Annotated in this window: 13 protein-coding genes; 6 read left to right on the top strand and 7 right to left on the bottom strand. The window is 64.3% G+C overall.

What is annotated here, in order from left to right; all coding sequences use genetic code 11:
- Positions 1–43: 43 nt before the first annotated feature.
- Together GM676_RS12325 and nhaA are read left to right on the top strand one after the other, a co-directional pair.
- Positions 44–1,393 (top strand): chloride channel protein, encoded by a 1,350-nt coding sequence (locus tag GM676_RS12325; RefSeq protein WP_155463871.1) that lies wholly within the window; start codon positions 44–46, stop codon positions 1,391–1,393.
- Between the two features lie 259 nt (positions 1,394–1,652).
- Positions 1,653–2,807 carry a Na+/H+ antiporter NhaA gene (nhaA, locus tag GM676_RS12320; protein WP_155463870.1) on the top strand — a complete coding sequence of 385 codons (1,155 nt, stop codon included), beginning with the start codon at positions 1,653–1,655 and terminating at the stop codon, positions 2,805–2,807.
- A 429-nt stretch (positions 2,808–3,236) separates the two neighbouring features.
- Here nhaA and GM676_RS12315 read toward each other — a convergent pair whose 3' ends face one another.
- The 6 genes from GM676_RS12315 to GM676_RS12290 form a co-directional block, all read right to left on the bottom strand.
- On the bottom strand, positions 3,237–4,211 hold the full coding sequence (locus GM676_RS12315) for an XdhC family protein (RefSeq protein WP_155463869.1): 975 nt from the start codon (positions 4,209–4,211) through the stop codon (positions 3,237–3,239).
- Positions 4,211–6,403: a xanthine dehydrogenase family protein molybdopterin-binding subunit gene (locus GM676_RS12310; protein ID WP_371866212.1), complete on the bottom strand. Its 2,193-nt coding sequence runs from the start codon at positions 6,401–6,403 to the stop codon at positions 4,211–4,213. Before GM676_RS12310 ends, GM676_RS12315 begins: the two co-directional genes overlap by 1 nt.
- Positions 6,400–6,858: a (2Fe-2S)-binding protein gene (locus GM676_RS12305; protein ID WP_155463868.1), complete on the bottom strand. Its 459-nt coding sequence runs from the start codon at positions 6,856–6,858 to the stop codon at positions 6,400–6,402. The genes GM676_RS12310 and GM676_RS12305 overlap by 4 nt, the downstream gene beginning before the upstream one ends.
- Before the next feature lie 107 nt (positions 6,859–6,965).
- Complete coding sequence (locus tag GM676_RS12300) at positions 6,966–7,850, bottom strand: AraC family transcriptional regulator (RefSeq protein ID WP_155463867.1); 885 nt, start codon at positions 7,848–7,850, stop codon at positions 6,966–6,968.
- A gap of 18 nt (positions 7,851–7,868) precedes the next feature.
- Positions 7,869–8,762 (bottom strand): LysR family transcriptional regulator, encoded by an 894-nt coding sequence (locus GM676_RS12295; RefSeq protein ID WP_155463866.1) that lies wholly within the window; start codon positions 8,760–8,762, stop codon positions 7,869–7,871.
- A 35-nt stretch (positions 8,763–8,797) separates the two neighbouring features.
- A complete protein-coding gene (locus tag GM676_RS12290) occupies positions 8,798–10,027 on the bottom strand; it encodes an MFS transporter (protein ID WP_155463865.1) in 1,230 nt (409 codons plus the stop codon).
- A 166-nt stretch (positions 10,028–10,193) separates the two neighbouring features.
- On the opposite strand from GM676_RS12290, the gene GM676_RS12285 reads away from it, so the two are divergent.
- Entirely contained in the window at positions 10,194–11,174 is a 981-nt protein-coding gene (locus GM676_RS12285; RefSeq protein WP_155463864.1) for an aldo/keto reductase, read from the top strand.
- A gap of 53 nt (positions 11,175–11,227) precedes the next feature.
- On the opposite strand, the gene GM676_RS12280 is transcribed toward GM676_RS12285, so the two are convergent.
- Entirely contained in the window at positions 11,228–14,173 is a 2,946-nt protein-coding gene (locus tag GM676_RS12280) for a TonB-dependent receptor (RefSeq protein WP_155463863.1), read from the bottom strand.
- Positions 14,174–14,678: 505 nt separating this feature from the next.
- Here GM676_RS12280 and GM676_RS12275 point away from each other — a divergent pair.
- From GM676_RS12275 to GM676_RS12265, 3 genes are all read left to right on the top strand, one after another.
- Positions 14,679–15,974, top strand: coding sequence for a BNR repeat-containing protein (locus GM676_RS12275; protein ID WP_371866211.1), 1,296 nt, complete (start codon positions 14,679–14,681; stop codon positions 15,972–15,974).
- 93 nt (positions 15,975–16,067) lie between these two features.
- The gene (locus tag GM676_RS12270) at positions 16,068–17,084 is read left to right on the top strand and encodes a LacI family DNA-binding transcriptional regulator (protein ID WP_155463861.1); all 1,017 of its coding nucleotides are present in this window, start codon (positions 16,068–16,070) and stop codon (positions 17,082–17,084) included.
- A gap of 181 nt (positions 17,085–17,265) precedes the next feature.
- Positions 17,266–19,959: a chitobiase/beta-hexosaminidase C-terminal domain-containing protein gene (locus tag GM676_RS12265; RefSeq protein ID WP_170304283.1), complete on the top strand. Its 2,694-nt coding sequence runs from the start codon at positions 17,266–17,268 to the stop codon at positions 19,957–19,959.
- The last annotated feature ends 56 nt before the right edge of the window (positions 19,960–20,015 follow it).

The following is a 20,015-nucleotide window of genomic DNA, read 5'->3' as shown; positions in this document are numbered from 1 at the left end:
CGCGTCCTTGATCCGCGAGGATTTTTTTTGCTAATCCATCGCCATGAAAATAAAGCACAATACTTCAGCTGCGTTTGACAGCGAGTTTCGTAATTGGCGAGTCTGGGCCACCCGAGCAGTGGTCATGGCGGCAGCCTGCGCCGCAGGACTAGTCGTGGTGGCATTTACCTGGCTGGGAGAAAAAGCGCTTGACCTGTTCATGACGCTGTTTCACTACGAGCCGATGGCGGCGCTGGCATGGACGCCCATGTGCGCAGGCTGCATCGTTTGGATCACGCGGCGCTATGTCGGGGCAGCGGCCGGCTCTGGTATTCCACAAGTCATGGCGACGCTCGATCCTGCTGCGACGCCCGCTGCCACGCGCAAACTGGTGTCGTTCAAAATCAGCATCGCCAAAGTCGGGTTGACCACCTGGGGTTTGCTTGGCGGCCTGTCGCTGGGCCGTGAAGGCCCATCAGTACAGGTGGCCGCCGGCATCATGCTCGCCGCTGGGAAATGGTTGCCTGAGCGCGTGGCGGTAAGTACGCATGGTCTGCTGGTGGCAGGTGGCGCGGCGGGCATCGCCGCAGCCTTTAATACGCCATTGGCGGGGGTCATGTTCGCCATCGAAGAACTGTCCCGCAGACCGGAACAGCGTAGCAGTGGTCTGTTGCTGTCGGCCATTGTGTTGGCCGGTCTGATCGCGGTATCGATTTACGGCAATGCGACATACTTTGGCATCATACGCGCCACCGGCATCGATGTGTCGCTGGTACTTCCCGGCTTGTTGGTTGCGGTGCTGAGCGGCCTAGCGGGCGGCCTCTTCTCGCGCCTGCTGCAGGCCTCATTGTTGGGTCAAGGAAAAGACATTCTCTCCAGATGGCGGGCCAGACAGCCCATGCGATTCGCCGTGCTGTGCGGACTGCTCGTTGCAGTGATCGGGCTCGCATCAGCTGGCGCCACCTTCGGCAGCGGCTACGGACACACACGAGATATGGTCGCCGGTAGGGAAGCGGTGCCCGCGTTGTTCTTCTTGTTGAAATTTGTCGCCACATGGCTGACGACCTGGTCGGGCGTCCCCGCCGGCATCTTCGCGCCGTCGCTGGCGATCGGCGCGGCGCTGGGTAACGATGTCGCACAATTTCTTCACATGCCCAACGCTACCGCTCTGATTGCATTGGGAATGGTCGGGTTCTTGGCAGCAGCCACCCAAGCGCCCCTTACGTCGTTCATTATCGTCATGGAGATGGTGGATGGCCATTCGATGGTCTTGAGTCTGATGGCATGCGCGATGATTGCGCGCACGATCTCCAAGGTGATCAGCGCACCCCTGTATGCAGTGTTGGCTCAACAGCACCTTATCAATGCATCACCGACTACGCTCCAGCCTGCGCCACCAGCGGTCGCACACTGAGGCCACCTAACTGGCTGGGTCGTGTCGCGTCGTCAACGCCGGCGGATCGCTATCGAAAGACACGTCGCTCTGGTTCTCCTGCATCTTCTCTTGGACCAAGCATGACGCCGATTCGGACGATCGCCTTGCCATAGCCGATGGATGCTTCAAGCTGCCTGGCGCATATCTTGACCAGGTATAATGACTATCAGGGTGTTTCTGCCATCGGGGCGAAGCAGGTATTGCGTTGGTCGGGCCGCCGCGCGATAAGGCCGCGCCTATGCAAATCGACACCTTCATTTCCCGTAGTTTCACTGAATTTTCCAACTCCGAAAAAACTGGCGGCATTGTCCTCATCTTCTGCACAATCCTATCGCTCGCTTTAGCCAACTCGTCAATTGGCAAGGAATATCTTCATTTTTGGCACGCTGATCTCGCTGGGTTAAGCGTCGAACTGTGGATCAATGACGCCCTGATGGCGATATTTTTTCTGCTCATCGGATTGGAGCTAGAGCGCGAACTGTATAGCGGCGAGCTCTCAGACCTGAAACGTGCGTTGCTGCCCGCGTTGGCCGCAGCTGGCGGAATAGCTGTCCCGGCGCTCATCCACCTGACCCTCAATTACGGTACCCCCACTCAAGCAGGACTTGGTATTCCAATGGCCACAGACATCGCTTTTGCGCTGGGCGTTCTGGCCCTGTTGGGGAGTCGTGTTCCCACCACTCTCAAGGTTTTTCTGGCGGCGCTCGCTGTAATGGATGACTTGGGCGCCATAGTGGTCATAGCCCTCTTTTACACTGCCAAGGTGTCGCTGGTGTATCTGGCTGCGGCATTGGCCGTGTGGACGGCGCTACTGATGCTCAATCGACTGTTCCATGTAAAGGCGCTTGCACCCTATCTGCTTGGCGGCATCCTGATGTGGTTCCTCATGTTCAAGTCGGGTGTGCATGCAACCATTTCTGGCGTGCTGTTGGCATTCGCGATTCCGTATTCATCCATCTGCGACGACGAGTCCTCGGCCTCGCATCGACTCGAGCACGCGTTGCACAAACCCGTGGCACTGCTGATTCTTCCTCTATTTGCGCTGGCGAATACCGGGATCGAACTGTCTGCTCAATGGATGGACGGCTTGATGACATCGAACAGCCTCGGCGTCATGCTCGGGCTGTGCGTTGGCAAGCCCATAGGAATTGGTCTGGCCTGTCTGCTGGCCGTGGGCACCGGGCTGTGCAGGCTTCCACAGGGATTGTCGTGGCGGCATATCGCTGGCGCTGCGATGCTTGGCGGAATCGGTTTCACTATGTCCATCTTCATCGCCAACCTGGCATTCCCAAATTCGCCGGGCGTAGTTATTAGCGCAAAACTTGCCATCCTTTGTGCTTCTGTCACTTCCGGAGTCCTGGGATACCTATGGCTAAGAAATAAAGCTGAGTGATTTACCAAGATGGGCCTCATCACCACCGAATCGGATCAAACAAAAGGGAGTCGCTAGCACTTGTAGCTGTGCAACAAATGCTGATCATTTACTGCCGAGGTTTGGCGGCTATCAAAACGTCCGGAAATGGCGGGCTGGTGTGGCGAAAAGTGTGGCGAATCTCTAAGTCATTGATTTTTATAGGTGGAAAACGGCCTGCAAAGCCGTATTGTCGAAAACACTGCCGCCCATTTACTGCACTCTGCCAGTTGATGGTACTTTGGATGGTATAGTCAGACGCCTGCTCGGATTTTCCTACAGATTCAAGACCTTGGCGCATGCTCAGATAATTGAGTGGGAGTAATGAGCCCGTTATACCTAGCTGATTCTTAAGAAAAAATAGAAGGCCGTTGATGATTTGCTGGGTATCGTCATCGGCCTTTATTCTTGTCACCGTGGAGCCTCGCTTCGTGCGGCAATCGCCGCGCCATGCCGAACGGCGGTCATTTCCGCGATGATCGCGACCGCGATTTCCGGCGGCGTATGGCTGCCGATGGGGAGGCCGATAGGACCGTGCAGCCGCCGTAACTCGGCCGCCGAGAAATCGAAATGGCGTGACAGGCGTTCACGCCGCTTGCTGTCGTTGAGTCGGGAGCCGACGGCGCCGACGTAGAAGACGGGTGAGCGCAAGGCTTCCAACAGCAGCATGTCGTCCAGCTTCGGATCGTGGGTCAAGGCGACGACGGCGCAACGCGTATCGGCCTGCATGGCAAGGAAGGCGTCGTCCGGCATGGCGTTGACCAGCTTTGTGCCCGGCACTTGCCATTCGGCGCCATATTCTCCGCGTGGTTCGCAGATGGTGATGTCGTAGTCCAGGGCCTGCGCCATTTGGGCAAGGTAATAGGAAATCTGTCCGGCGCCGACGATGAACAGCCGCCATTGCGGACCGTGGATGGTACGCAACCGCTGGCCATCCCAGCTCAACGTATCGCCGCGTTGCGCCGGGCCCAGGGCCGCGATGCCGCGCGTCAGATCCACCTCCCGCAATGCGAGCTCGCCTTGTTCGAGGCGCATGGCGAGTTCATTCAGCTGCGCGGCATCGGGCCGCGGTTCCACCACCAGTTGCAGCGCGCCGCCGCAAGGCAGGCCAAGGCGCGCTGCCTCGTCCTGGGTGACCCCATAATTCAGGCTGAATGGCAGCCGGTCGCCGAGGCTGCCTTCGCGCATGCGGGCGATGATGTCGTCTTCGACGCAACCGCCCGACACCGAACCCACGGCCACGCCGTCTTCCCGTATCACCAGCCATGAGCCGGCAGGGCGGGGCGCGGAGCCCCAGGTATGCGCTACCGTCACCAGCGCATAGCGCCGCCCTTCGGCCGCCCAGCGGCGGGCGGCCTCCAGTACCTGCAAGTCGACACTTTCCATCAGGCCTTCAGCTCCTCCGTGCGGATCGGCAGGCTGCGCACGCGTTTGCCGGTCGCGGCCGCCAGCGCGTTTGCCAGCGCCGGCGCCAGCGGGGGAACGCCGGGCTCGCCTATGCCGGTGGGCTTCTCGGCCGACGGCATGATGTGCACCTCCACCCTGGGCATTTCGGTGATGCGGATCGGGGCGTAGTCATGGAAGTTGGATTGTTCAACAGCGCCGTCCTTCAAGGTGATGGCGCCGTGCAGCGCCGCCGACAGCGCAAAACCAACCCCGCCTTCGACCTGCGCGCGCACCACGTCCGGATTGACGACGATGCCGCAGTCCACCGCGCACACCACGCGGTCGACGCTGAAGCTGCCATCGGCGCTCACGGTGACCTCGGCCACCTCGGCGACATAGCTGCCGAAGGCTTCATGCACCGCGACGCCGCGTCCGCGCCGCGCGCCGTTCGCTCCGACCGCCAGCGGCTGGCCCCAGCCGGCTTTCTCCGCCGCCAGCTTCAGCACACCGGCGTGGCGTGGATGCTGGTCGAGCAAGGCCAGGCGATAGGCCACCGGGTCTTGTCCCGCGCTGTTGGCCAGTTCGTCGATAAAGGTCTCGGTGGAATAGGCGGTATGGGTGGACCCGACCGAACGCCACCAGTGAACCGGGACTGGAATATCGCTTGGCGAGTGCAATTCAACACGCATGGCGGGAATCCCATACGGAAGGTTGGCCGCGCCCTCGACGGAGACCGCGTCAATGCCATCCTTGATCATGCCGCCGAATACGGTGCCGGCCAGGATGGATTGGCCTGCGAGGCGGTGGCGCCAGGCGGTCGGGCGGCCGTCTTCGCCCAGCGAGGCCTCCAGCGCGTGGTGGAAGGCGGGGCGGTAGTAGGCGCCCTTCATGTCGTCTTCGCGCAGCCAGACCATCTTGACCGGCGCGCGGGACTTGCTGGCTTTGGCGATGTGCACCGCTTCCAGCACGTAGTCGGCGTCCTTGCTGGCGCGCCGGCCGAAGCTGCCGCCAGCGTACAGCATATTGATCTTCACTTTTTCCGGCGGCAAGCCCAACAGCGCGGCGACCGACGACTGGTCGATGGACTGGAATTGCGCGCCGTACCAAAGCTCGCATTCGTTGTCGCCGATGCGCACGACGCAGTTCAAGGGTTCCATGGCGGCGTGCGCCAGGTAGGGGAAGTCGTAGGAAGCGCGCAGCACGCGGCCGGATCGCGCGAGGGCGGCATCGGCATCGCCCGAATTATGGGCGACCAGGCCCGGTTGTCGCGCCAGCGTGCGGTACCGCGCGAGGATTTCTTCGCTGCCCAGCTTGAAGGCTTTGGATTCATCCCAGACGATCTTGAGCGCGTCGCGGCCTTTCTTGGCGCTCCAGGTATCCTGCGCCAGGACCGCCACGCCGGTTGGTATCCGCACCACGTTCACCACGCCCTTGACGGCTTTGGCCTTGGTGGCGTCGAACGACTTTACGGTGGCGCCAAAGCGCGGCGGGTGGGCGACGACGGCCGTCAGCATTCCCGGCAGATGCAAGTCCTGGGTAAATTGGGCGCGGCCATTGACCTTGTCGGCGCTGTCCTTGCGCGGCGCCTGCTTGCCGATCAGCTTGAAGTCCTGGGCTGATTTCAACGGCACGCCCGCCGGCACCGGCAGCAATGCCGCCGCCGGCGCCAGCTCGCCGAAGCTGGCCTTGCGCGCGCCGTGCGAGACCACGCCTTCGCTGACGCCGATCTCGCCGGCCGGGACCTGCCATTGCGCCGCGGCGGCGGATACCAGCATGGCGCGCGCGCTGGCGCCGGCCTTGCGCAACTGCTCCCAGGAGTTGGCGATGGCGGTGCTGCCGCCAGTCCCCTGGAAGGGACCGAACGCCAGGTTGTTGTAGCGGCCGGCGTCCGCCGGCGCGCCTTCCACGCGCACCTGCGCCCAGGCTGCGTCAAGTTCTTCCGCCACCAGCGTGGCGAGGCCGGTGTAGGCGCCCTGGCCCATTTCCACGTGCTTGGCGATGACGGTGACCACACCGTCCGCTCCGATGCGGACAAAGGCGTTGGGCTCGAACTCCGGCGCGGCTGCCGGCGGTTCGGCCGCCTGCGTGCCCGGCAGGTAAATCGCCAGCGTGAGGCCGCCGGCCGCTTGCACGGCGCCACGCAGGAAGTCGCGGCGGCTACCGTTTTCAATACGGGGAAGACTCATGTTCATGCCAGCTCCTGTGCGGCTTGATGGATGGCGGCGCGGATGCGCACATAGGTGGCGCAGCGGCAGATATTGCCGGCCATGGCGGCGTCAATGTCGGTGTCGGATGGTTTGCGATTGCCTTCCAGCAGGGCGACTGCGCTCATGATCTGGCCGGACTGGCAGTAGCCGCACTGCACCACGTCCAGCTTTTTCCAGGCTTCCTGCACCACTTGGCCTGTGCGCGCGCGGTCGACGCCTTCGATCGTGACGATCTTCTTGCCGACCGCCGCCGACACCGGCGTGCTGCACGAACGAATCGGCGTGCCATCCAGGTGCGCGGTGCAGGCGCCGCACAAGCCCATGCCGCAGCCATATTTGGTGCCGGTCAGGTGCAATTGGTCGCGCAGCACCCACAGCAATGGGGTGTCGGCGGCGACGTCGACACGTGTGGTCGAGCCGTTGATATTCAGTGTGATCATTCCTTACTCTCCGCTCATGTGGAAATGCAAGCTTGCATTCTATTGAACGGATTTGCGCCGCGCATAGCACAATCCCATGGAATTCTTGCCTGATCCTCTTTGGCGCCTCAGGCGACAGCGGCCTCGCGCCGCATGGTGTCGATGTCGCGCTTGGGTGGCGCGCGGAACAGGCGGCTGTATTCCCGGCTGAACTGGGACGGGCTTTCATAGCCGACCTTGAACGCCGCGCTGGCGGCATCGAGCTGTTCATTCAGCATCAGGCGCCGTGCCTCGTTCAGGCGCAGCCATTTCTGGTATTGCAAAGGGCTCATCGCGGTCAGTTGCCGGAAGTGCAGGTGCAGGTTGGACGTGCTCATGTTGACGCGCGCCGTCAGTTCGTCGACCCGCAACGGCAGGGCATAGTGCTCGCGCAGCCAGTCCAGCGCGCGTGCGACGCGGAAGCTTTGGCTGCCGGCGGACGCGATCTGCCGCAGGCGTGCGGACTGGTCGCTGAGCAGCAAGCGGTAGTGGATCTCGCGTTCGATCAAGGGCGCCAGCACGGGCAGGGATTCAGGCTCGTCCAGCAGGGCGATCAGGCGCTGGAAGGGATGGGCCAGCGCGGGCGTCATGCTGCCGATGGCGGCCGCGCCCTGGCTGGCAATCTCGGCTGGCGCCGCCAGCTTGCTGTGCGCCGACAGTTCGGCGATGGCACGCAGGTCCAGCTTGTACACCAGGCCGAGGCATGGCCGGTCCGGCTGCGCCTCCAGCACCTGCGTGCTGCCGGGGAGGTTGAGCGCCGCCACCATGAAACGCCGGGCATCGTAGCGGTAGGATTGTTCGCCGATGACCAGTTGTTTCGCGCCTTGAGCGACGCACACGATGCTGGGCTCCACCAGGCATACTTGCGGCGGCGTCGGCTGGTTGCGCCGGTACAGGAACAAATTGGCGATGGGGGTGGGGTAATCCTCCCGCCCCTGGGTCCAGTGGGCGATGGCGTCAGCCAGTGTTTGCATGCGGTGCTCGCTGTGAAATCAGTTCTTGAGACGGATCGCCTCGATCACGAGCTCCAGCGCGCGCGATGCGTGCCGGCGGCTCGGATAGTAGGCGTGCAGGCCGGGAAAGCCCGGGCACCAGTGCTCCATGACGCTGACCAGGCGTCCGCTACGCACGTAGCCGCCGGCCAGGTCGTCGGTCAGGAAAGCCAGTCCGCAGCCGCTGAGAGCCGCCTGCAACATCTGGTAGCCGCCATTGAACACCAGTTGTCCGCGCGGATGCAGCTCGACGCTGCGTCCCTCATGCTGTAGCTCCCAGCCATAAATGCCGCCCCGCGAGGCCAGGCGCAGGCCGATGCAATTGTGTTTCATCAGGTCCTGGAGCGAGGCCGGGGCGCGGCGATGCGCGAAGTATGCCGGCGAGCCGACGATCATGGTGCGGGTGTCCGGTGTGAGGCGCACCGCGATCATGTCCTGTTCCAGCATGTCGCCCCAGCGCACCCCGATGTCATAGCGCTCTGCGGCGATATCGACCATCCGGTATTCGGCGCTGATCTCGACATGGATGTCCGGGTAGCGCAGCAGCAGCGGCGCCAGCCGGGGCCACAGCACATTGTCGATCACGTGGTCGGTGGCGGTGATGCGCACGGTGCCGGCCGGCGCGTCCCCCATATTGCTGACGGCGAGGATCTCGGCGTCGATCTCTTCCAGCCGTGGCGCGACATTCTGCAACAGACGCTCGCCGGCCTCGGTCGGCGACACGCTGCGGGTGGTGCGCGTCAGCAGGCGCACCCCGAGGCGCGCCTCCAGCGAACGGATGGTGTGGCTCAGTGCCGATTGCGTCATGCCCAGCTTGGAGGCGGCGCGGGTGAAGCTGCGCTCCCGCGCCACCGCCAGGAACACGAGGATGTCGCTGATGTTGTCGCGTGCCATAAACCCGGTGTCTTGTTGAAGTTGACCCGATTCTACTATGCGCCGCGGACTGCGCGTCCGGCCATGACCGCCACGATGGCGGCGGCGACCAGCACCGCCGCGCTGGCGCCGAACGTGGCCTGGTAACCGTTGGCGTCAAACAGCACGCCGCCCACCGTGGCGCCGGAGGCGATCGCCAGCTGGATCACCGCCACCATCAGGCCGCCACCGGTTTCGGCGTCGTCGGGCAGGGTCTGCGCCAGCCAGGTGAACCAGGCCACCGGGGCGGACGTGCCCACCAGCCCCCAGACGGCCAGCAGCAGCGCGGTCACCATGGCCGACGCGCCGAACGCCGGGAGCGCCACCGCGATGGCCGCCATGATCAGGGGAATGGCCACCAGGATGCGGAACAGGCCGCTCTTCAGCAAGGCGCCGATCAGGGTGGTGCCGATGAAGCCGGCCACGCCAATCACCAGCAGCAGCAGGGACAGCAGCGCGGCGTCCGCCCGGGTCTCCAATTCGAGGAAGGGGCGCAGGTAGGTGAACAGCGCAAACTGGCCCATGAAGAACAGGCTGACCGCCAGCATGCCCAGCGCGACGGCGGGGCGCCGCAACAGTGCGAACGCGCGGCCGGCGCCTGCCTCCGCGCTGGCAGGCATCGAAGGCAGGCTGGCCAGTTTCCATCCGAGCGCAAGCGCCGCCACGGGAACCAGGCAGAAGAACGCCCCGCGCCAGCCGACCATCGCACCCAGGTAGCTGCCGAGCGGCGCCGCCACCACCGTCGCCAGCGCGTTGCCGCCATTGACGATCGCCAGCGCCCGTGGGACGTGGCGATCGGGCACCAGGCGCATCGCCGTTGCCGCTGACATGGACCAGAATCCGCCGATCGCGACGCCGACAAAGGCGCGGCCGATCATGAAGACGGTGAAGTTGGGGGCGAATGCGGCGATCGAGCCGGAGGCGATCATCAACAGCGACATGCCCAGCAACAGCAGCTTGCGGTCCAGCTTTCCCGCCAGCGAGGAGATGAACAGGCTGGTCATCACGGCGAAGGCGCCGGAGACCGAGATGGCCTGGCCGGCCTGGCCTTCGGTGATGTGGAGGTCGGCGGCGACCGGGGTCAGCAAGCTGACCGGCATGAATTCCGACGCGACCAGGGCGAATGCGCCCAGCGACATGGCAAGCACGCCGCCCCAAGCCGCTGGCGTATCGTGGCTGGTGCCTGCCGCCGGCCTGGAGCACGCCTCGCGGTCGTTCGCGTAAGCGCCATTTGCCTTTACAGTCATGGGGATGCCTTTTAGATAGGTGGTTGGAAGACCAGCATGGTAGGGGCGAGCGCAGCTGAAAGGACGGTCCCGCATTGATTGGGCTTATGAACGCGATTCATCAATTAATGGATTCGGACGTGTAGATTGATGATCACAATTTATAAACCAGCTGCAAAGGACGATCATGAAGTACGCAAACCTGGGCCGGACAGGCCTGAAAGTCAGCCGCCTGGGACTCGGCACGATGAACTTTGGCTACGTGAGCGATGAAAAGGCCAGCTTCGGGATCATGGACGCGGCGCTCGACGCGGGCATCAACTTCATCGATACGGCGGACGTCTATGGCGGGCCGCAGAAGCCGGACATGGAAAAAGGTTATGGCCACTCGGAAGAGATCATTGGCCGCTGGATGCACGAGCGCCAGGCGCGCGACCGGATCGTCCTCGCGACCAAGCTTTATCAGCCCATGGGCTACGGCCCCAACGACCGGCGCCTGTCGGCCTACCATATCCGCAAGGCTTGCGAGGACAGCCTGCGGCGCCTGAAGACCGACCGCATCGACCTGTACCAGATGCACCATATCGACCGCCACACCCCGTGGGAAGAGATCTGGCAGGCGTTCGAGCTACTGGTTCAGCAGGGCAAGGTGCTGTACGTCGGCAGCAGCAATTTCGCGGCCTGGCACATCGCCATGGCGCAAGGTGCGGCGAACTCCCGCCATTTCCTTGGATTGGTCTCGGAGCAAAGCCTGTACAACCTGGCGAATCGCACCGTCGAGCTGGAGCTCGTGCCGGCGTGTCGTCATCTCGGTATCGGCGTGATCCCGTGGAGCCCGCTGGCCGGCGGCTTGCTGGGCGGGACCCTGGGCAAGGCCGCGTCAGGCCGCCGAGGTGCGCTCGGTGACGTCATCGAACGGCACCGCGCGCAGCTGGAGGCTTACGAAGCGCTGTGCCGTGAACTGGGCGAACAGCCATCGGACGTCGCGCTGGGGGGGCTGCTGCACAATCCCGCCGTCAGCGCGCCCATCATCGGTCCACGCACCAGGGAGCAGCTTGCCGCTAACCTGCGCGCGGTCGACATCTGCTTGTCCCCCGAGGTGTTGCGCCGTCTGGACCAGATCTGGCCCGGCCCCGGAGGCGAAGCGCCTAAAGCCTGTGCGTGGTGACGCGCCGGCCGCCGAGGCATGTCCGGCAGCCGCGCAACGCCGCCAGCGCGCGCTCAGAAGAAGGTGTAGCGCAGCGAGAACTGGTAGGTGCGGCCATCGTAGTCCGCACGGCGCAGCTTGGCCGCCGTTCCTTCATATTCCTGGCGGAAGGTGTCGGTCAGGTTGAAGGCGTCCACCGCCAGCGTCAGGTCCGGCGTCAGCTTGTACGAGGCCGAGAGGTCGAACTGGCCGCGCGCCTTCACCGCGCGCGCGGCGCCGCTGAACGTGCCGCCGCTTGGCAGGTTGTACTCGTCGCGGTAGTTGTACACCCCGCGCACGCCCCAGACCGGCGTTTCGTAGTACAGGATGAGGTTGGCCGAGCGCGGCGACACATTGTTCAGGAAGGCGGGCGTGCCGTCCGGCGCCAGGCCTTTGGTGCGGGTGTAGGAGTAGTTGAAGACGCCACCCATGCCGTTGAACGGCGCCGGCAGGAAGTCGAACGCCTGCTGCACGGTCAGCTCCGCGCCCTGTGCCACCAGATCGTTCGGCGAGTTGACCGCGCCGTTCACGTCGATCGTGTATTTGCCGTTCAGGCCCTTGCCGGCGGGCGCCGCCAGGTCGCTGACGCAGCGGTCGCTGACCACGCTCCAGTTGCCCAGGCCCAGGTTGTAGCCGTTGGCCGGGCACAGCAGGGCGTCGCGGTTTTCGCCGACGATCATGCCACTGATTTTTTTCTGGTAGAAGGCCATGCCGATCATGCTGTTGGGCCGGTTGTAATACTCCAGCGACAAATCCTGCGACTTCGAGGTGTACGGCTCGATGTTCACGCGGCCCAGGCTGACGGTGAAGCCGCCGTTGACCGGGTCCTCCACCACCGTGGTGGAGATCGGCGAAATGTCGCGCGGGTTGGGGCGCACAAAGGTCTTGTAGTTGCCATAGCGGACCACCAGTTTATCGGTCACGTCCGCCGCCAGCAGCATCGACGGCAGGTTGTTGGTGTACCGGCTTTCCTTGGTGTTGGTCTTGAAGGTCGCGGCCGCCCCGGTGCCGGTGCGGTCCATGGAAATGACGGTCTGCCGGGTCTCCTCGCGGCGCAGCCCGACGTGGCCGCGAATGCGGATGCCGGCGAGCTTGCCATCCAGCTTGCCCATCAGGTACAGCGCCCTGATATCGTCGTCCATGCTGAAGTTATTACTGGTGAAGCCGCCGTCCGCCGGGTCGTTGACCCAGCCGCTGGCGGTGCGCAGCAGATTGCCGGCGATGGTCGGCTGCAAGGTTGAGCTGACCAGGTTGTAGTTGACGGTCTGCCAGTTGCGCAGGTAATTGCCGGCGTTGCCGCCGAAAAAATCGCCGGCAAACGCGCTTTGCGTCACGAAACCGGTGCTGATCTTGCTGTAGTCGACGCCGGCGGCGCTGGAACGGTAGGCCCGTGAGTTGTAGTCGTTCTTGTTGTACTGGGCGCCGCCCTGGATCGCTTCCAGCCACGGCAGCTCGACGAAGCGCTCGACATCGAGCTTGAGGGACTTGACCTTGTTGTCGGCGTAGTTGTCGGAGCCGGCAATGATGAACACGTCGCCGGTCGCGTTGGTGACGGTCGGCGTGTTGCCGGTGCCGCCCCAGGTCCAGGGGCCGGTCAACTGGGCTGCGCCCAGCGCCGGCGTGCTCTGGTTGAAATTCATGAGGAAGTTGCTGAGCCCGCCCGACAGGCCGACGCGCCCGGTGACGCCGTTCCCCAGTCCGCTGGTGCCCAGTGGCTTGGCCGTGTTGCGCACGTCCAGCTGGCCCTGGTAGCCATAGTTGGTGGCGCTGGACAGCACGCCGGTGCCCTCGACGCGCCAGTCGCTGTCGGTGTAGGCGCCTTTCAGGTTGAGGCCATTGGACTTTTGCACAAATGGCTGGGCCCGCATCGAGCCGTATACGCGCGGATTGGTGAAGTTGTAGTCCATCACATAGTAACGGCCGTCCGAATGCAGGAACGGCGCGGCGCTCGGATCGATCACGGTATTGGCGTCGCGGTAATCGATGTCGAGGATGTCGAGCGCGGTGCCCTTCATTTCACGGTTGCTGAAGAAGTACTGGGCGCCGAGCTTGAATTGCGGCGACACCTTGTACTCGGCGCCGAACGCGCCCGAGGTCAGCGAGCCATCGTTGACCATGGCGGCCTGGCGGATATCGGACGGGATGGTGACGCCGGACTTGGAAATGGCGCCGGTGCCGCCGGGCGCGGCCACGCAGCCGGACGGCTGGCCGGTGCAGTCGGCCGCGTAGTAGTCCTTGTAGCGGGCCAGGAAGTTGGGCGTGGTGGTTGGGTTCAGCTGGGTGAATTGATTGATGTAGAGCGAGTCGCGGCGGAACTTTTCTTCCTTGCGGGTCAGGATGCCGAACACCCCGAGCTGGCCATCCACGTATTTCTTGGCCACGTTGATGGACAGCTTGGGCGAGTTATAGCCGCCCAGGGTATCGTGCTCGCCCGAGAGCTTCACGAACGCGCCTTCCTTGCGCGACAGCGCCGGCGCGATGACCATGTCGATATTGCCGGCGATGCCGCCGCTCTGGTCGGCGGCGGAGACCGACTTGACCACGGTGAAGGCGCTGAAGATGTCGGAGTCGAACGCGCCCATCGGCGTCGCGCCGCCCAGCACCGGCGCGGCGAAGTCCATGCCGTTCAGGGTGACTTTGGCGAACGCGCTGGGCAGCCCGCGCAGATTGACCGAGGCGCTGCGGCCGTCTTCCTCGCGGTTGACCTGGATGCCCGAAATGCGTTGCAGGGCCTCGCCCACGTTCAGGTCGGGGAAGCGGCCGTCGCCGGCCGTGATGCTGTCGGTGACACCGATATTCTGCCGCTTCATGACCAGCGCATCCGTATAGCTCTTGCGGAAACCGCTCACCTGGACCACGCTGGACGAGGCCACCGGGTCGGCCGCCGGCGATTCCTGCGCGTGTGCCGCCGGCAGCATGCCCAGCATGGCCACGGCGTAACTGACCTGGCGTGCGCCGAGTTTCTTGACTAACTTGCTCATCTCCCCACTCCTTTTTATTTTTGGACCAGAACAAACTGTAGAGCGTGCGCCGCATGGTTGGCAGCGCACGTTTTTTTAGAATAACGAGTTGAAAACGCGCTGCCAACGTTGTCATATTTCGACAGGCCGGCGCCGGCGCGGGCAGGCGGGCGGTAAATCGGCGGCGGATGGTTGCATTCGGCATCAACCTTGTGTTATGCAAGGGGCGTCCGCGCGGCCGGCGACAATTCAGGTTAGCGCAACCATTGCGCCGGTCGCGGCGCCTTCAGGCGATGGCGGCCGAGGTTTTACTAAAAAGTCACGCGGATGACTATTTGAATTGGCGTCGAAAGAAATTGGATGACGTTGTCATTTGACCTCGGTGGGCGCCGGCCGCCGCGATCAATCACGGCGATGAGCACCCGGGCCGCGCGGCGCGTGTTACGGTGGGCCGCACCCCATCAACCATTTCGCCCCATCGCTCATGATCATGCCCACGCGTACCATTTTTTGCGCTTGTCTCTTTGTGTCCAGCCTGCTGCTGGCCGCCTGCCAACATCTGCCGGCGGCGCCCCAGGGCAGTGTGAGCGCGGTCGGCCCGGGCTGGGCCAACAACTCGGTGAACACGGTGATCTTCCGCCAGAATTCGCTGGTGAGCCACGCGGGCGTCCAGTACATCGCCTATTATGATCAGGAGCGCTTTGTGGTGCTTGGAAAGCGGCAGGCCGGCAGCCAGGCGTGGACCTTGCGGCGCACGCCGTACCAGGGCCACGCCGACGACGCGCATAACGCCATCAGCATCATGGTTGATGGCGCCGGTTATTTGCACATGGCCTGGGATCATCACAACCATCCGCTGCATTACGCGCGCAGTGTGCGGCCGGGCAGCCTTGAATTGTCGCAGCCCATGGCCATGACCGGCATGGACGAGGCCTCGGTGTCGTATCCGCAATTCTTCAGCATGCCGGACGGCGGCCTGCTGTTCTTCTATCGCAACGGCGCCTCGGGCAAGGGCAACCTGGTCCTGAACCGCTACGATCCGGCGAGCGGCGCCTGGCGCCGCCTGGCCGACAACCTGATCGGCGGGGAGGGGCGGCGCAGCGCCTACTGGCAAGCCTGCGTCGACCACCACGGCACGATTCACGTCTCGTGGGTATGGCGCGAGTCGCCCGACGTCGGCAGCAATCACGACCTGGCCTACGCCCGCTCACGCGACGGCGGCCGCAGCTGGGAGCGCTCCAGCGGACAAGCGTACACGCTGCCGATCACGGCCGCCAGCGCGGAGTACGCGGCACGCATCCCGCAGCATAGCGATCTGATCAACCAGACCTCGATGGCGGCCGACCGGCAGGGCCGGCCCTACATCGCCGGCTACTGGCGCGACGCCGACAGCGCGGTGCCGCAATACCGCATCGTTCACCTCACCGGGCAAGGCTGGCGGACACTCAGCCTGAATTTCCGCAAAACGCCGTTTTCACTGGCAGGGGGCGGCACCAAGGCGATTCCGATCTCGCGGCCGCAGCTGGTGCTCGACGGCGGCGCGCAGCCGGCCGGATGGATGCTGTTCCGCGACGCCGAACGCGGCGACCGGGTGTCGGTGGCGGCCATCACCGATTTCGCGGCGGGGCGCTACACGCTGGCCGATCTGACCACCGACGCCTACGGTGCCTGGGAGCCCGGCTACGACACCGAACTATGGCGCGACAGCGGCATGCTGCATGTGTTCCTGCAGCGGGTGAGCCAGGTGGATGGGGAGGGGCTGGCGCGGCAGCCGCCCAGCCAGGTGCAAGTGCTGGCGTGGCAGCCCGGCGCGGGCAGATAAATGCCGCGCGGCGCCCATGATAAGATATCGTTGTCAGAGAAATTTCAATAACAATCTCGATATCGGTTCGCCCCGCCCGAAGGCGCTTGAAGCATGTCCAAAAGTAAAACCATCAAGGAAGTCGCGGCGCTGGCCGGCGTGTCCGTGATCACCGCCTCGCGCGCCATCCGTGGCGACAAGTACGTCAAGCAGGAGACGCGTCAGAAAGTGCTGGCGGCGGCGGCCCAGGTCGAGTACACGCCCAATGTGCTGGCGCAACGCATACGCGGCGGCAGCTCCAGGCTGATCGGGGTATTCGTGCACGGCTTCGGCTCCTCCGTGTTGCAGGATCTGATCACCAGCATCAATGCCGCCGCGCTGGAGCTGGGTTATGCGCTGCTGGTGTTCAACTCGCCGAGCTTTGACGCGCCCGACCGGGCGCCCACCAGCGAGGTGATGCGAACCTTGTGCGACGGCCTGTTGATTGTGATGCCGAACTCCCAGGACGCGTTGTTAAGCAAGCTGGAGCGTGGCAGCACCCCCTGCGTGCTGATCAATTTTTCCGCCCGCGACATCGATCTGCCGGTGGTGGTCGGCGCCAACCGCGCCGGCGCCAGGCAGGCGGTGGAGTATCTGATCGGCCTGGGCCATCGCCGCGTGGGGTTCATCGGCGGCACCGCCAATACCGGACAAAGCCCGGAGCGCCGGCGCGGCTACGAGCAGGCGCTGGCGGCGGCCGGGATCGACATCCTGGCCAGGTACATCGGCCAAGGCGACTTCACCCACCCGAGCGGCTACCGCGAGGCAAAGCGGATGCTGGCGATGGCGCCGCCCCCCACGGCGATTTTTGCCGCCAATGACGACATGGCTTTCGGCGTGCTCGATGCCGCGCAGGAGGCCGGGCTGGTGGTGCCGCGCGATTTGTCGGTGATCGGCTACGACGACGTGGTGCAAGCCAGTTTCGTGTTCCCCAAGCTGACCACGCTGCGCCAGCCGCTGGCCGACATCGCGACGCGCGCGGTGGCGGAGCTGGTCGCCATCATCAACGGCAATGAAAAGATCGCCATGCGGATCGAATTGCCGACCAAGTTCATCGTGCGCGACTCCACCGGCCCGGCGCCCGCCGCCTGATCCATTCCAGCGGACTTAATGGCGATAGGCGCACATGCAAGCCATCGCGGCGAGGAAATACGGAAACGCTATCCGTTGTGTTAAAAAAATTATATGACAACGTCGTCATGCCATGCAATATTGCTTGGGCGCGAATGCGCAGCCAATCACGACAACACAAAGCGAGAAGGAGGGGACATCAATGAAGAACCATACATGCCATCCGCTGTTGCGGCGACTGCCGGTCTTGCTGGCGACCGTCTGCGTCTTTGCCGGCGGACCCGCCATGGCCGCCACTTACACGGCGGTGCCGAACGGCCAGCCCTACCTGGACGCATCGGGCACCCATATCCAGGCGCATGGCGGCTTCGTTCTCAAGCACGAGGGCGTCTACTACTGGGTGGGCGAGGACAAGTCGCACAACGCGGCAAGCTTCAAGGCGGTGGCCATGTACAAATCCACCGACCTGGAGAATTGGGAGCGGGTCGGCGCCGTGCTGACGCCGGACACGGTCGACGTGTATGGCAACCACATCCTCTCGCACTGCAAGATTGAACGGCCCAAGCTGCTGTTCAACCAGGCCACCAACAAGTTTGTCCTGTGGGGACACTGGGAGAATTACAGCAGCTACGGACCGTCGCGCGTGATCGTGGCCACCGCGGACCGGCCCGAGGGGCCGTACACCATCACCGCCAAGGGCCACTTCCGCCCGGGCGAAGGCAATAGCGCCGGTGTCGGTTACCTGATGGGCATCCCGACGCCGAATCTGGCCAAACCGCCCGATGCCGATGGCAACTATCCCACCTTTATTCCCGGCTACCCATCTTACCCGATGACGGTGGCCAGCGGCGCGGCCAATGCCGAGCTCGCCAACTTCGGCTACAGCACCACGCTGAAAGCGGTTGCCGTCAAGCTGGACGGCGAAGGCTATCCGACACCGAGCCGTTCCGCCGTTGCGCAGGCCGACTACGTCATCGGCACGGCGGCCGGCGCCGCGCTGGCGCCGCCGGCGATCTACCCGCAAGCGGGCGGCGCCACCGTGGTGGTGAACAACAATCTCAAGGACAACGCCTATATCGTCGCCGGCAGCCCGGGCGCGACGCTGTACTACACCACCGACGGCAGCACGCCGGTGGCCGGCGCCGGCACCACCAAGGTGTATGCCGAGGGCACCGCCATTCCGCTGAACGCCGCCAAGGTGATCAAGGCGGTCAGCGTGAAAGACGGTGTGATCAGCGCGGTCGGTACGGTGAGCTACCGCCCGGCCGACGCCGGCGTGGCGGCGCCCATGTATCCGCCGGTGATTTCGCTGCCCGGCGGCACGTATGCCGGGTCGATCGCCGCGGTCAAGCTGTACACGGTGAGCGACGGCACCAGCATTTACTTCACGGCGGACGGACGCGACCCGGCGCCGCCGGTGAAGGGCGACAACACAGGCTACGGTTCGCGCGACTACACGCTGTTCCAGGACCCGCAGACCGGCAAGGCGTATCTGGTCACGGCCCAGGACAATGTCTATCTGCGCGTGTGGCAACTTACCGATGATTACACCGACGTGGTGCCGTCCACGCAGTATCCGATGTTCATCAACCAGTCGCGCGAGGCGCCGGCGCTGGTGCGCAAGGGCGATTATGTGTACATGATGACGTCCAGGCAGTCCGGCTGGTATCCGAATCAGCTGCTGTACACCCGGACCGCCGACATCGGCAACAAGGATGGCTGGGAAGTGCAGAAATCGATCGGCGACAACACGGGCTGGCACAGCCAGCCGACCCAGGTGCTGGACATCGGCACGGCCGCGGCGCCGGAATACCTGTATCTGGGCGACCGCTGGAATCCCTCGCTGCTGGGCAGCTCCACCTATGTCTGGCTGCCGCTGGACATCGACGGCGCCGGCAATATGGAGATGCGCTGGACGCCGGAAACCGACATCGATCTGGCCAAGGGCAAGGCCAGCGGCGTCGGCGGCCAGATCGTCTCCAACGGCAAGCCGGTGGCTGCGACCGCCAACGTGGCCTCGACCGCCGCCGCGCCGCGCACGCCGGACCAGGCCAACGATGGTGTCTTCAACCTGGCCACGGCCTACTATCAACCGACCGGCACGCCGTTCTACTGGCAGGTCGATCTGGGCAAGAATGTCGACCTGGGCCGGCTGGACCTGTCGCTGCGCTCGGTCGGCGGCTCCGACGCCGCCCATCGCTACACCGTCGCGGTCAGCCAGGACGGGACCACCTGGACCAGCCAGGTCGATAACTCCGCCAATACCCGGGTCGGCTTCCAGAGCCACAACCTGAACGGCAGCTACCGCTACGTGCGCGTCAACGTCAGCCAGGTGTGGGATATGGTGCATAACGCCTCGGCCAGCTGGTCCGCCGGGATTTTCGAGGCCTCGGTCTACTCCCGGCCGGCCGCGTGGAATTCCACCACGGCCGATTTCGGCTTTGAGAAGCCGCTCACCGGCAGCCAGCTGGAGCAGCCTGCCGGCAGCGAATGGACGTTCGGCGCCGGCGCCGGCATCGCCTCCAACGGCAGCGGCATGAGCGCGGGCAATCCGGTGGCGCCGGACGGCACGCAGGTGGCTTTCATCCAGCGCCAGGGCAGCATCGCGCGCGACATCACCGGCCTGGTGCCAGGCAAGACCTACCGGGTAAGCCTGAAGGCGGCGCAGCGCGCCAACACGCCGGGCGGCCAACTGGGACAAACCTTCGATCTGCTGGTGAGCGACGCCAGCATCGGCAGCTTTGCGCCGGCACAGTGGGCCACCAGCTACCGCCCGTACAGCGCGACCTTTGTGGCCACCGCGGCCTTTGCGTCGGTGAAGTTACAGGGGACGAACTTGCGCGGCGGCGACAACACCATCCTGCTGGATCAGGTCCACATCGACCAGGTCGACTGATTGATCGCGCGCGGCATGTCCCGCCGCGCGCTTACCCAAACCCATGAGGTGAAATG

The sequence above is a fragment of the Duganella radicis genome (assembly GCF_009720825.1).
In the GTDB taxonomy this organism is placed as follows: Bacteria; Pseudomonadota; Gammaproteobacteria; order Burkholderiales; family Burkholderiaceae_D; genus Rugamonas; species Rugamonas radicis.
This window is presented reverse-complemented; position numbering and strand designations above follow the sequence as displayed.